The 13,218-nt window shown below is 68.4% G+C and carries 16 protein-coding genes; all 16 read right to left on the bottom strand.

From position 1 onward, the window contains the following. Positions 1 to 23: 23 nt before the first annotated feature. A complete protein-coding gene (gene fabF / locus FJY88_01235) occupies positions 24 to 1,271 on the bottom strand; it encodes a beta-ketoacyl-ACP synthase II (GenBank protein ID MBM3285967.1) in 1,248 nt (415 codons plus the stop codon). 19 nt (positions 1,272 to 1,290) lie between these two features. Continuing rightward, on the bottom strand, positions 1,291 to 1,536 hold the full coding sequence (gene acpP / locus FJY88_01230) for an acyl carrier protein (protein MBM3285966.1): 246 nt from the start codon (positions 1,534 to 1,536) through the stop codon (positions 1,291 to 1,293). A 31-nt stretch (positions 1,537 to 1,567) separates the two neighbouring features. Continuing rightward, the gene (gene fabG, locus FJY88_01225; GenBank protein ID MBM3285965.1) at positions 1,568 to 2,323 is read right to left on the bottom strand and encodes a 3-oxoacyl-[acyl-carrier-protein] reductase; all 756 of its coding nucleotides are present in this window, start codon (positions 2,321 to 2,323) and stop codon (positions 1,568 to 1,570) included. Beyond that, entirely contained in the window at positions 2,320 to 3,264 is a 945-nt protein-coding gene (gene fabD / locus FJY88_01220) for an ACP S-malonyltransferase (protein ID MBM3285964.1), read from the bottom strand. The genes fabG and fabD overlap by 4 nt, the downstream gene beginning before the upstream one ends. Positions 3,265 to 3,269: 5 nt before the next feature. Continuing rightward, positions 3,270 to 4,235, bottom strand: a complete 966-nt coding sequence (locus FJY88_01215; protein ID MBM3285963.1) for a ketoacyl-ACP synthase III — start codon at positions 4,233 to 4,235, stop codon at positions 3,270 to 3,272. Positions 4,236 to 4,245: 10 nt separating this feature from the next. Beyond that, positions 4,246 to 5,250, bottom strand: coding sequence for a phosphate acyltransferase PlsX (gene plsX / locus FJY88_01210; protein MBM3285962.1), 1,005 nt, complete (start codon positions 5,248 to 5,250; stop codon positions 4,246 to 4,248). Between the two features lie 68 nt (positions 5,251 to 5,318). After that, the gene (locus FJY88_01205; protein ID MBM3285961.1) at positions 5,319 to 5,498 is read right to left on the bottom strand and encodes a 50S ribosomal protein L32; all 180 of its coding nucleotides are present in this window, start codon (positions 5,496 to 5,498) and stop codon (positions 5,319 to 5,321) included. Further along, entirely contained in the window at positions 5,498 to 6,094 is a 597-nt protein-coding gene (locus FJY88_01200) for a DUF177 domain-containing protein (GenBank protein MBM3285960.1), read from the bottom strand. Before FJY88_01200 ends, FJY88_01205 begins: the two co-directional genes overlap by 1 nt. Before the next feature lies 1 nt (position 6,095). After that, complete coding sequence (locus FJY88_01195) at positions 6,096 to 6,509, bottom strand: nucleoside-diphosphate kinase (protein ID MBM3285959.1); 414 nt, start codon at positions 6,507 to 6,509, stop codon at positions 6,096 to 6,098. 10 nt (positions 6,510 to 6,519) lie between these two features. Next, positions 6,520 to 7,392, bottom strand: coding sequence for a succinate--CoA ligase subunit alpha (gene sucD, locus FJY88_01190; GenBank protein ID MBM3285958.1), 873 nt, complete (start codon positions 7,390 to 7,392; stop codon positions 6,520 to 6,522). Continuing rightward, on the bottom strand, positions 7,389 to 8,543 hold the full coding sequence (sucC, locus tag FJY88_01185) for an ADP-forming succinate--CoA ligase subunit beta (protein ID MBM3285957.1): 1,155 nt from the start codon (positions 8,541 to 8,543) through the stop codon (positions 7,389 to 7,391). Before sucC ends, sucD begins: the two co-directional genes overlap by 4 nt. A 27-nt stretch (positions 8,544 to 8,570) precedes the next feature. Next, on the bottom strand, positions 8,571 to 9,902 hold the full coding sequence (locus FJY88_01180; GenBank protein ID MBM3285956.1) for a GTPase: 1,332 nt from the start codon (positions 9,900 to 9,902) through the stop codon (positions 8,571 to 8,573). An 88-nt stretch (positions 9,903 to 9,990) separates the two neighbouring features. Beyond that, complete coding sequence (rfaE2, locus tag FJY88_01175; protein MBM3285955.1) at positions 9,991 to 10,509, bottom strand: D-glycero-beta-D-manno-heptose 1-phosphate adenylyltransferase; 519 nt, start codon at positions 10,507 to 10,509, stop codon at positions 9,991 to 9,993. Beyond that, a complete protein-coding gene (rfaE1, locus tag FJY88_01170; protein MBM3285954.1) occupies positions 10,502 to 11,503 on the bottom strand; it encodes a D-glycero-beta-D-manno-heptose-7-phosphate kinase in 1,002 nt (333 codons plus the stop codon). The genes rfaE2 and rfaE1 overlap by 8 nt, the downstream gene beginning before the upstream one ends. Positions 11,504 to 11,699: 196 nt before the next feature. After that, the gene (radC, locus tag FJY88_01165) at positions 11,700 to 12,395 is read right to left on the bottom strand and encodes a DNA repair protein RadC (GenBank protein ID MBM3285953.1); all 696 of its coding nucleotides are present in this window, start codon (positions 12,393 to 12,395) and stop codon (positions 11,700 to 11,702) included. 62 nt (positions 12,396 to 12,457) lie between these two features. After that, positions 12,458 to 13,218: signal recognition particle-docking protein FtsY (gene ftsY, locus FJY88_01160; protein MBM3285952.1), on the bottom strand; the 761-nt coding region annotated here is incomplete at its 5' end.

The following is a 13,218-nucleotide window of genomic DNA, read 5'->3' as shown; positions in this document are numbered from 1 at the left end:
GCTTCACGCCCGCCCCCCTTGCCCTACGCCGGAGATTCCTCGAACCGGCGGACCACCAGGCTCACATTGTGACCGCCGAACCCAAGCGAGTTCGAGAGGGCGCAGCGAACCTGGGCGCGACGCATCTGATTCGGCACATAGTCGAGGTCGCACTCCGGGTCGGGATTGTCGTAGTTGATCGTCGGAGGAATGGCCCCGGTTCTCACCGTCTGGACGCATGCGATCAGCTCGACGCCGCCGGCCGCGCCCAGGAGATGCCCCGTCATCGACTTCGTCGAGGAGACGCCGATCTCCTTCGCCCGGTCTCCGAAGACCGTGTGGATGGCCATCGTCTCGAACTTGTCGTTCAGGGGCGTTGAAGTCCCGTGGGCGTTGATGTAGTCCACATCCTCCGGTCGCAGGCCCGCCGAGCGGAGGGCCAGATCCATCGCCCTGGCGGCGCCGTCGCCCCCCGGGGCGGGAGCCGTGATGTGATAGGCGTCCGCGGTCGAGCCGTAGCCGACCATCTCCGCCAGGATCTCCGCTCCGCGGGCCTTCGCGTGTCGATGGCTCTCGAGGACCAGAACGCCCGCCCCCTCCGCCATGACGAAGCCGTCGCGGTCGCGATCGAAGGGACGGCTCGCCCGCTGGGGATCCTCGTTTCGCGCGGAGATCGCCTTCATGGAGGCGAATCCCGCCATCGACAGCGGGGTGATCGGCGCTTCCGATCCTCCCGTGATGATCACGTCGAGCTCCCCGTCGCGGATCAGCCGGAACGACTCCCCGATGGCGTGGGCGCCCGACGCGCAGGCCGAGACGCTGGCGAAGTTCGAGCCCTTCGCCCCGAACTCCATGGAGATTCGCCCGCTCGCCATGTCGATGATCATCATCGGGACGAAGAAGGGGCTCACCCTCGAAGGGCCCTTCTCCATCAGGATCGTATGCTGGGCCTCGAGTGTCGAGATCCCCCCGATCCCAGAACCGATGATCACTCCGTACCGATGGGGATCGACCTTGCCGTCCACGCCGGCTTGGGCGACCGCTTGCCTCGAGGCGGCCATCGCGAACTGGACGAACAGATCGGTCCGCTTGACCTCCTTGGGCTCCATGTACTCGCTCGCGGCGAATCCCTTTACCTCGGCGGCGAATCGGACGTCGAGCTTGGAGGCGTCGAATCGGGTGATCGGACCCATCCCTCCTCGACCCGCGACGAGCGAATCCCAAAACTCGGCCACGCTCAGGCCGATGGGGGTGATGGCCCCCATCCCGGTGATGACGACTCGATTGGACATGGAAGGTCCGCTCCGGGGCCTAGCCCTTGGTCTCGAGGTGGTCCTTGATGTACTGGATGGCGTCCTTCACCCGCTCCATCTTCTCAGCCGCCTCATCAGGGATCTCGAGTTCGAAGGCCTCCTCGATCGCCATGACGAGTTCGACCGTATCGAGGGAGTCGGCTCCCAGATCGTCGATGAAGGAAGCATCGGGCGTTACCTTCTCGGGTGGGACGCCGAGCTGCTCGACGATGATGTCCCGGATCTTCTGTTCGTAGTTCTCCATCACTCCATCCTCCCGGGGCTGTCCCGCCCCATCACGACATGAACATCCCGCCGTCCACGGATAAAACCTGCCCCGTCACGTACCGCGCTTCCTCGGACACCAGGAAGGCGACAGCGCCGGCGACATCCTCCGGCCTTCCGAAGGCGCGCATCGGAATCCGCTGCAGGAGTGCGTTCGCCGCCTCCTCCTTGAGCGCTCCTGTCATTGCCGTCTCGATGAACCCGGGGGCAACCGCGTTGACCGTGATGCCGCGTTCCGCAAGCTCCTTCGCGACCGACTTGGTGAAGCCGACGATTCCCGCCTTGGAAGCCGCGTAGTTCGCCTGGCCCTTGTTGCCCGTCAAACCGACGACCGATGTGACGTTCACGATCCTGCCCCACCGATCCTTCATCATCCCCCTTGCGAAGACCTTCGAGCAGAGGAAGGTCCCGCGCAGGTTGATCGCCAGGACATCGTCCCAGTCCCCGGCCTGCATCCGGATGAACAGGTTGTCCCTGGTGATGCCGGCGTTGTTGACGAGAATCGCGACCTTTCCCATCTCGGTCGCGACCCGCTCCGCCATCGCCTCCACCTGCCCCGGATCGGAGACATCGCACGAGACATGCAGGCAGCGGCGTCCCAGGGCGCGGATCTCCTGCACGGCGGGGCCGTCGTCCGCCCCCGTGCGATCCACCAGGACGACATCCGCTCCGTCGCGCGCGAGCCTCACGGAGACGGCGCGGCCTATGCCGCGGCTTCCGCCCGTGACCAGCGCGACCCGACTCGCGCCCGCAGATGCCGTGCTCAAGAGCCACCCCCGCCAATCTTCAGGTTCGCGATCTCCTCCGCGCCGCCGGCGGCCAGAGCGGTCGCCGAGCGATCGATGCTGCGCATCAGGCCGCAAAGGACCCGGCCCGGGCCGATCTCGACGAAGCGGCCGCACCCGGCCGAGAGCATGGCCCGAATGCCGGTCTCCCACTTGACCGGGGAGAGGAGCTGCGCCGCCAGGCTGGCCCTGATCTCCTCCGGCTCCACGACAGGCGCCGCCGACGCGTTGGCGTAGACCGGCACCCTCGCTGGCGAGATCCTGACTTGCGCCAAAGCCTCGCGCAAGCCCCTGGCGGCCCCTTCCATGAGAGGGGAGTGAAACGCCCCGCTCACCTCCAGGGGAATCACGCGCTTGGCGCCCGCGCTCTTGCAGCGCTCCATTCCCTCCTGGACGGCCGCGACTTCCCCCGAGATCACGACTTGACCCGGACCATTCTCGTTCGCCGGGACGACGATCCCCGTCACCCCCTCGAGGAGCCCGCGGATCCTCTCCGGCTCCATCCCCAGGATGGCGGCCATCGTCCCCGGGCGGTCGATCCCCGCCTGGTACATCAGCTCCCCCCTGCGGCGGACCAGACGAAGCGCGTCGTCGTACGCGAGGGATCCCGCCGCGACGTAGGCGGAGTACTCCCCGAGGCTGTGGCCGGCGGCCGCATGGAAGTCGGTCCCCGGCTCGAACCCGAGCGACGCGAGGGCAGCGAGGCTGTGGACGAAGATCGCCGGCTGCGTGTTGCGCGTTTCGCGGAGTTGAGCTTCCGGCCCCTCGAAACAGAGGCGGGAGAGGGGGAATCCGAGGATCTCGTCGGCGCGATCGAAAAGGGCGCGCGCCTCGGGATACGCATGGGCCAGATCCCGGCCCATCCCGACAGACTGCGACCCCTGGCCCGGGAAAAGAAGCGCCGTCCTGCCGCCCGCGTCCATCGCTCCTACCAGCGCACCAGGGCCGCGCCCCAGGTCAGGCCGCCGCCGAATACGACCATCAGAGCCAGATCCCCTGACTTGAGGCGCCCCGTCTTGCGGGCCTCGTCGAGAGCCAAGGGAACCGAGGCCGCGGACGTGTTGCCGTATCTCTGGATGTTGGTCATCACCCGCTCCATGGGGATCTCGAGGCGCTTCGCCGTCGCCTCCAGGATGCGGAGGTTCGCCTGGTGCGGGATCAGGAGGGCGACATCCGAGGTCCTGTATCCCCCCTCGTCGAGGACCTTCAGGCAGGCGTCGGTCATGCCGCGCACTCCCATCTTGAAGACCTCGTTCCCCTTCATGTGGATCGTATGGAGCCTGTTGCGGGCGGTCTCCTCCGTCGCGGGCATCCGGCTGCCCCCCGCGGGCATCTCGATCAGCGAGCCGTAGCTTCCGTCGGCCCCCAGCGTGAGGGCGAGGATCCTGTGCTCCTCGTCACCCGGGCGCAGGATCGCGGCGCCGGCTCCATCGGCGAGCAGGATGCACGTCGTCCTGTCGGTCCAGTTGGTGACCCGCGAGAGGACCTCCGCCCCGACGACCAGGACGGTGTCGGCCTGTCGCGAGGCGACCATCGCCTGGCCGACGGCGAGCGAATAGAGGAAGCCTGAGCAGGCGGCGCTGACATCGAAGGCGAAGGCGCGCGAGGCCCCGAGCCGGGCCTGGAGCGTGCACGCGAGGCAGGGAAAGACCTGATCCGGCGTGACCGTGGCGCAGATGATGGCGTCGAGGTCCCCGGGCTCGATTCCCGCCTCCTCGAGAGCCTGCTTCGAGGCGGGAAGCCCGAGGTCGGAAGCGGCGATCTCAGGCGGCGCGATCCGCCGCTCGCGGATTCCTGTGCGCGTGACGATCCACTCGTCCGATGTCTCGACCATCTTCTCGAGATCGGCGTTCGTCAGCACGCCATCGGGCACGCAGGAGCCGGTGCTGACCATTCTGACAGGCCTAACCGATAGCTTGCTGTCTGGCGTGCTCACGATCGAGCTCCTCTTTGATCAGATCGCCGATGCGATTGCGTGCCGATTGCGCCGCGACTCGGATGGCGTTCTTGATAGCCAGGGGAGTGGAGCTCCCGTGGCTGATGACGCAGACCCCGTTGAGCCCCATCAGAGGGGCGCCGCCGTACTCCTCGTAGTTGAATCGGGCGCGCAGGCGCCGGAAGACCGGCCTCAGGAGGTAGGCGCCGAGTCGGATCCGCAGGTCCTTCGGCACTTCGCGCTTGACCGTCTGCATCAGCATCCCGACGACGCTCTCGGCGAACTTGAGGATCACGTTCCCCGTGAAGCCGTCGCAGACGACGACATCGGCGGTCCCCTTCAGCACGTCCCGTCCCTCGACATTGCCGATGAAGTTGATCTGGGGACGCGCTTCCTTGAGCAGCTTGTAGGCCTGGACGGCGACCTCGCTGCCCTTCGAGTGCTCCTCTCCGATGTTCAGCAGCCCGACCTTGGGATCGGATACGCCGTAGACCCCCTTCGCATAGACCTTCCCCATGAGGGCAAACTGGAAGAGGTGGGCCGGCCTGCAGTCCGAGTTCGCACCCGCATCGAGGAGAATCGTGTGTCCCGTGGGCGTCGGGATCAGGACTCCGATGGCCGGCCGGTCGATCCCGGGGATCCTCCCGAGGGAGAGCAGAGCGGATGTGACCACCGCCCCGGTGTTGCCCGAACTGACGAGCGCATCGATCCGCCCCTCCTTGAGAAGGCGCGCCGCGACGACGATGCTCGAGTCCTGCTTTCGCCGGAAGGAGAAGGCGGCGGCATCCTCCATCGAGACCCAGTCCGACGTGTGGTGGACCTGGATGCCCAGGGCCCGAGCCTCCTGGCGATCGAGGTGCCTGTAGATCTTGTCCTCGTCCCCGACGAGGACGATCTCCACCGCGCTGTTCAGATCCTTCGCCGCCTGGATGGCTCCGGCCACCTCGACAGCGGGGGCGGCATCGCCGCCCATGGCGTCCACGCCGACGCGGACTCTCTCTGGAACTGGCTGCAGCGTCAAGACAGGAGGATCGCCCGGGCTCAGGAGCCCAGCACCTTTTCCTTGCGGTAGTGGCCGCAGTCGGGATTCGGACAGACCCGGTGAGGTCTGCGCGCCGCCCCACACTCAGGGCATCGGTTGATCGTCGGAGGGGACATCTTCCAGTTGGCGCGTCGCTTGTCCCGCCTCGTCTTCGAATGCCGTCGCTTCGGCAGTGCCATTACTCTTCACTCCTCTTCTTCTTGCCCGGGACTGGAGGGCTCGCCCCGCCGTCCTCGACCATCACACGCAACTTGTCCCAGGGACCCCTTCCGGTCCTGGGCGGGCACCCGCACTCCCCTTCGTTCCTGTTGCTGCCGCAGCTCGGGCAGAGCCCCCTGCAATCGGGTCTGCAGAGGGGATGCCACGGCACCTCGAGCAGAATCGCCTGGCGGACCTCGTCCCGCAAGTCCAGCGTCCGCCCGTCATGGTACAACAGACCGACCTCCTCCGCACCGCTCTGTTCGCCCGACCGCCGGTCCCGATCCCCCCTCTTCTCGCAGAGGAGCCGGAAGGGAGCCTCGATCGCCCGGTGGATCGGCTCCAGGCAGAGATCGCAGGAGAGGACGGCCGGAGCCCGAACGTGCCCCTGGATCTCCACCTGCCGATCCGCCCGATAGAACTCCCCCTCCAGAACCACTCCCCCGTCGAGGGCGAGCTCGTCCCCGGAGATGCCCAGATCCTCGGCCGTCCCCTCCAGGCGCAAGCGGTTGCGCCCCTCCTCGATGCTCGCCAGAGAGACGGCGAATGGTTCAGCCGGATGGCGCACGGGCCCGATCCTACCTCAGGGAGAGATCGAACCCGAAGAAGCGGATCTCGGCCCGGGCCGTCTCCGGGGCGTCCGACCGGTGGACCGAGTTCTTCTCGATGCCGAGGCCGAAGTCGCGCCGGATCGTCCCGGGGGCGGCCTTCGCGGGGTCGGTCGAGCCGACGATCTCGGCAAGCCGCTGGATCGCGCCATCGCCTTCGACCCGGACCGCGACGATCGGCCCGCTGGACATGAAGGCGACCAGGCTCTCGAGAAACGGCTTCCCCTGATGGACGGCATAGAACTCGCGCGCCTGCTCGGCGGTCAGGCGGACCATCCTGAGCCCCGCGATCGCGAGCCCCCCTTGCTCCACGCGGCAGAGGATCTCGCCGACCAGGTTGCGCTGCACGGCATCGGGCTTGATCATCATCAAGGTCTCTTCCATCGCATCTCCCCTAGAATCCAGCCGCCTTCTTCATGAGCGGCCCGATCTCCGACGGAACCCGCGCGACCGGGATTCCCGCCTCGCCAAGCGCCTTGATCTTCTCCGCCGCCGTCCCGCTTCCTCCCGAGATGATCGCGCCGGCGTGCCCCATCCTCTTCCCCGGGGGTGCGGTGAGACCGGCGATGAAGGCGACGACCGGCTTCGTCATCTTGGCCGAGACGAAGCGCGCCGCCTCCTCCTCCGCCGTGCCGCCGATCTCCCCGATGAGGAGGACCGCCCGGGTCTCCGGATCCGCCTCGAAGAGGGAGAGGCAGTCGATGAAGCTCGTCCCGGGGATCGGATCTCCGCCGATCCCGATGCAGGTCGACTGGCCAATCCCCGCCTGCGTGAGCTGGTGGACCATCTCGTAGGTCAGAGTCCCGCTGCGCGAGACGACACCGACTCTCCCCATCAAGTGGATGTCCCCCGGCATGATCCCTACCTTGCACTTCCCCGGCGAGATCAGGCCGGGGCAGTTGGGGCCCACGAGCCGGGTCCCGAGCCTTCCAAGGACCTGCAGGACGTTGATCATCTGGAGCGTTGGGATCCCCTCGGTGATCGCGACGACGAGGCGGATGCCGGAGTGGGCGGCCTCGAGGATCGCGTCGGCCGCGAAGGCTGTGGGAACGTAGACGACCGAGCAGTCGGCCCCGGTCTCGCGAACGGCCGCCGCGACGGTGTGGAAGACCGGAATGTCGTCGAGCTTCTCGCCCCCCTTGCCCGGCGTCACTCCCGCGACCACCTTCGTTCCGTACGCCTTCATCGCGCGGGCGTGAAAGGCGCCGTCGTGCCCCGTGATCCCCTGCACGAGAACGCGCGTCTCCTGATTGACCAGGATGCTCATGACGCCATCCTTCCCGAGTCGCCGGCGAGGGCGACGGCCTTCTGGACCGCCTCCTCCATGGAGGGCAGCGAGAGGACTCCGGCGGCGCCCTTCAAGATCTCGCGCCCTCGCTCCTCGTTCGTGCCGGTCAAGCGCACGACGATCGGGAGGTCGACCTTCGTGGCCTCGAGGGCGCGGACGATGCCGCTGGCGACGTCGTCGCACCGCGTGATCCCGCCGAAGATGTTGAAGAGGATGACGCGGACGCTCGGATCCTCGGTGATGATCCGGATCGCGGTGACCACCTTCTCCGCGTTCGAGGAGCCGCCGATGTCGAGGAAGTTGGCCGGACTGCCACCGAAGTGCTTGACGAGGTCCATCGTCGCCATCGCGAGCCCCGCCCCGTTGACGACGCAGCCGATCGAGCCGTCCAGCTTGATGTAGGAGAGCCCCATCGCGCGGGCCGCCTCCTCGTTCGGCGACTCCGCGGATCGATCGCGGAGATCCTCGAGGCCGGCATGGAGGAAGAGGGCGTTGTCATCGAGGTTGACCTTCGCGTCGAGGGCGAGGAGCCGGCCGTCGGGGGTCCGGACGAGCGGATTGATCTCGGCCAGCGAGGCGTCGATCCGGACGAAGCAGGCCGCCAGCTTGCGGAGGATCTCGGCGATCGGGCGGGCGGCCTTCGGGTCGGGCTCGATCGCGTAGGCGAGGCCGGTCGCCTGGAAGGGATGCAGGCCCGGCAGGGGATCGAAGTGCTCCTTCACGATCGCGCCGGGATTCGTCCGCGCGACCTCCTCGATGTCGATCCCCCCTTCTCGGGAGACCATCACGAGGGGCTTGCCGGCGGCCCGATCGACGACGATGCCGAGGTAGTACTCGTGGGCGATCTCGGCGGCGGGCGTGACGAGGACGCGCCGGACGGGAAGCCCCTTGATCTCCATCCCCAGGATCCGGGCGGCGTGCTCGCGCGCCTCATCGGCCGTCGCCGCGATCTTGATCCCGCCGGCCTTCCCGCGCCCTCCGGCGTGGACCTGGGCCTTCACGACGACCGGCGCGCCCAGCCTCGTCGCGATCGCCCGCGCCTCCTCCGGAGTCGCGGCCACGTCCCCCTCCGGGACCGGGATGCCGGCGCCGCGGAAGATCTCCTTCGCCTGGTACTCGTGGATGTTCATCGATCTGGCTCCCTCCGACCCGGGCGGCTAGCGCCGGCGGAAGAACTCCGCCAGCACCTCGCTCAGGGTGGGGCGGCCGATCTCCTGCAGCTCGTAGGTCACGCGGACCGACGGCCGCTCGAGCTTGAGAATCCTGCGGATGTCGATCGGCGTGCCGATGACGACGAGGTCGCAGGGCGTCTTGTTGATCGTCGCCTGCAGGTCGGCGACCTGCCGCTCGCCGTACCCCATCGCCGGCAGCAGCGGACCGATCATCGGGTAGGAGCGGAACGTGTCGGCGATCTCCCCCACCAGGTAGGGACGCGGGTCGACGATCTCGGCGGCGCCGTAGCGCGTGGCCGCGACGATCCCCGCGCCGAAGGCCATTCCCCCGTGCGTGAGGGTCGGCCCATCCTCCACGACGAGGACCCGCCGCCCGCGGATCTTCTCGCCGTCCTCCACGGTGATCGGGCTGGCCGCGTCGATCACGACGGCCTTCGGGTTGGCGCGGGCGATGTTGGCGCGGACCGTCTCGATCGCCTCTCGCGAGGCCGACTCGATCTTGTTGATGACGACCGCGTCGGCCCCGAGGAGGTTCGCGTGCCCCGGATGGAAGCGGGTCTCGTGGCCGGGCCGGAGAGGGTCGACGACGGCGATCTGCAGGTCGGGACGATAGAACGACATGTCGTTGTTCCCACCATCCCAGATCAGGACGTCGGCCTCCTTCTCGGCCTCCCGCAGGATCTTCTCGTAGTCGACGCCGGCGTAGACGATCGTCCCGTTCACGATGTGGGGCTCGTACTCCTCCATCTCCTCGATCGTGCACTTGTGCCGGGCCAAGTCCTCGATCTTCTCGAAGCGCTGCACGCCCTGCTTCACCAGATCGCCGTAGGGCATCGGGTGGCGGATCGCGACGACCTTCTTCCCCATCTCCCGGAGGATTCGCGAGACGCGGCGGGTGGTCTGGCTCTTCCCCGCACCGGTCCTCGCGGCGACGACGGCGATGACCGGCTTGGACGATTCGAGCATGGTCGTCCGCGGGCCCATGAGGCGGAAGTCGGCCCCCTGGGCGAGCACGATCGAGGCCAGTCCCATCACGGTCTCGTGGGAGAGGTCGCTGTAGGCGAGAATGACCTCGTCGACCTTCCGCTCGCGGATCAGCTGGACCAGGTTCTCCTCGGGGACGATCGGGATCCCCTTCGGGTAGAGGGGTCCGGCGAGGGCCCCGGGGTATGTCCGGTCACTGATGTGGGGGATCTGGGTCGCGGTGAAGGCGACGACCTCGGTATCCTGCCGGTTCCTGAGATGGACGTTGAAGTTGTGGAAGTCCCTCCCGCCCGCGCCGAGGATCAGGACTCTCTTGCGATCGCCCGCTGCCATTCCTACCTCCCGCCCCGGGTTGCCGGGATCCACCCCTCCACCCCGGACAGCATGACCAAGCCAGGCTAGGGGGCGTGGCCCCCTCCTGTCAAGCCGAAAGTGGCTTATCTCCCTTGAGGTTACGGATTCTGAACACAAGATCCGATGTCGAGTAGCCGGCTCGGAATGGAAGGATGCGAAGTTCGCCGCCCCACTCCAAGATCTCCCGAGCCCCGACCACCGCGTCCGGGGCATAGTCGCCCCCCTTGACGAGAAAGGCCGGTCGGATGAGCCGGATCAGAGACAGGGGGGTCTCCTCGTGGAAGAGGATCACGCCGTCGACGGAGCGGAGGGAGCGGAGGAGAAGCGCCCTTCCGTCCTCCGGGACGAGGGGCCGGCCGGGGCCTTTTAGCAGCCGGACCGACCGATCGGTGTTCAAGCCGACGAGGAGGAGGTCGCCCAAGGCGCGGGCTTCCTCCAGGTAGGCCGCGTGACCGGGGTGGATCAGGTCGAAGCAGCCGTTGGTGAAGACGACGCGGGCGCCCCTGAGGCGCGCCTGGGTCAGGAACCTCTCGAGGGATTCGCCCGACAGAAGAGGGGCGAGACTTGGCGATGCGCCTTCAGGCATCCGCGCCCCGCGCGAAAGAAGCCTGGATCTCGGCAGGGGTCGCGGTCGCGGTCCCGATCTCACGGACGACGATCCCCGCGGCGTGGTTCGCGAGGAGGGCCGCCTGCTTGAGGGATCCTCCGGCCGCGGCGACCATCGCGAAGGTCGAGACGACCGTGTCCCCCGCGCCGGTCACGTCGAAGACTTCCGTGGCGACGGCCGGATAGTGCGTCTCGCTGCCGTCGGCCTCGAAGAGGGTCATCCCTGCTTCGCCTTGGGTGATCAGGAGGCTCTGCGCATCGAGCCTGCTCCTCAGCGTGTGACCCGCTTCCCTCAGGGCCGCCCGGTCGCCGATCTTGCGGCCGAAGGCGATGCCGGCCTCCATCAGATTCGGCGTCAGGACGGTCGCCCCCCTGTAGGAAAAGAAGTGGGTCTCCTTGGGATCGACGCAGACCGGAACGGCCCTCGCCCGCGCGGCGGCCAGGAGATCGTCGAGGATCTCCTTCACGATCACTCCCTTGCCGTAGTCGGAGATCACGATTCCCGCCGCGCCGCGCGCCGCCGCCAGGACGGCCCCGCGGACGCGCTCCGCGGCGATCTCCCCGATCTCGCGCGCGTCCTCGCGGTCGACGCGGACCACCTGCTGGTGGCGGGCGATGATGCGCGTCTTCGTCGTCGTGCGCCTCGTGGGATCGGTGAAGATCCGGTCGGCCGCGATCCCGTTGGCGCCGATCTCGCGCCGGAGGTCCTGTCCGAAGGGATCGTCCCCGACGACCCCGACCAGCCACGGGCGCCCTCCGAGGGATCGGATGTTGCGGGCCACGTTGGCCGCCCCTCCCAGTCGCAGGGTCTCGTCGCGGGCCTCGACGACCGGCACCGGGGCCTCCGGAGAGATCCGCGCGGTGTCGCCCCAGATGTAGCGGTCGAGCATCAGGTCGCCCAGGACGAGGATCGGAAGCCCTTCCATCCGGGCGAAGAGGTCCTGGTTGGGTAGATGTGGATCGTGTGGCTGCATGCGCGGGATTGTAGGGGAGCCGAGAAGCCGTGTCGACAGGGCGGCCCCTGTCGCCTTGCGGCCGTCCTCGGCTTCTCCCTGCGCCGGCCGCAGCCCCGAGCGACGGGCCGGATGTCGCGTCGCGCCCCCGCCCCCGGCCGATGAAGGCGTCCCAGGCGAGCCTCCCCCCGCCTACGGGCAACGACGAGGGCTCGCCCTACTTCAACAGTTTCGATCCCCTGAACGAGTAGTAGGTGCTCTCCCCAAGGACCACATGGTCGGTCAGCGGGATGCCGACGAGCTCGCCGACCTCGGCGAGGCGCATCGTGATCCTGATGTCGTCGTCGCTCGGCGTCGGGTCCCCCGACGGGTGGTTGTGAACGAGGATCAGCGACGCCGCGCTCTCCAGGATCGCGCTGCGAAAGACCTCCCGCGGGTGGACGATGCTCGCGTTCAAGCTCCCGACCGAGACCAGCTCCTCGCGCACGACGATCTGGCGCGTGTTGAGGTGAAGGGCGAGGAAATGCTCCTTGCGCGCCGCGGCGTATCCCCTGCAGCGCTCCTGCACGTCCTCCGGTCCACGGACCGGGCGCTCGGCCGGCCCCGCGCGGACCCAGACGCGGCGCCCCAGCTCGACAGCGGCCAGGACTCTGCATGCCTGGGCCGGCCCGACGGAAGGGATCTCGAGCAGGGCCTGCGGCGAGGTGTGCCCCAGCAAGTGGAGTCCGCCGTCCTCGAGCAGCCGCGCCGACATGTCGTGAACGCGCCGGCTCGCTGAGCCGGAGCCGAGGATCGCGGCGAGCAGATCGGCGTCGCTCGCCTGGCGAGGCCCCTCAGACAGGATCTGTTCGCGCGGATCGGGGCCCCTTGCGGCCCCCTTCGCCGGGCCGTAGCGGTGTCGATCGGATGCCATAGGCCGGGACAAGAGCGAGCGGCGTGCCGTCGACCGTCGCTCCCGCCGCGGCCCGAGATCTCCTACTCGTCCCCCTCCACCGGAATCAGCGCTCGCGCGAAGGCGCGGGGGTCGAAGTCCTCGAGATCCTCGAGCCCCTCCCCGACGCCGACATAGCGGACCGGCAGGGAGGTCTCGCGCGCGATCGCGAGGACGACGCCTCCCCGCGCCGTCCCGTCGAGCTTGGCGAGGACGAGGCCCGTGACCGCCGTCGAGGCGAGGAACTCGCGCGCCTGCGCGAGGCCGTTCTGGCCGATCGTCGCGTCGAGGACGAGGAGGACCTCGTGCGGGGCCCCATCGAGCGCCTTGCCCGCGACGCGATGGATCTTCTTGAGCTCCTCCATGAGGTTCGTCTTGGCATGGAGGCGGCCGGCGGTGTCGACGATCACGACGCCCATCCCCCTGGCGACGCCGGCTCTCACGCCGTCGAAGGCGACCGCCGCGGGATCGGCTCCCGTCGCTGAAGGGATGAACTCCGCCCCGGCCCTCTTCGCCCAGATCGCGAGCTGCTCGGAAGCGGCCGCGCGGAAGGTGTCGGCGGCCACGACGAGGACCGACTTCCCGGCGACGGCGTAGCGGCGCGCGAGCTTGGCGATCGTCGTCGTCTTGCCGACGCCGTTGACGCCGCAGACGAGGATCACGTGGGGCCGTGCGGCCCCCGATGTGGTCGCGCCTCGGGCCTCAGGCAGTCCCGCCGCCGCAGGGGCAGATGGCGCGGCCGCCCCTTCCAGGATCTCGGCGGCGATTCCCCTCAGGAGGGCCGGGATCTCCGCGGGATTCTCAA

Source organism: Candidatus Eisenbacteria bacterium (assembly GCA_016867495.1).
GTDB lineage: Bacteria > Eisenbacteria > RBG-16-71-46 > CAIMUX01 > VGJL01 > VGJL01.
The sequence above is the reverse complement of the archived record's forward strand: the minus strand, read 5'-3'. Positions and strand labels throughout refer to the sequence as shown.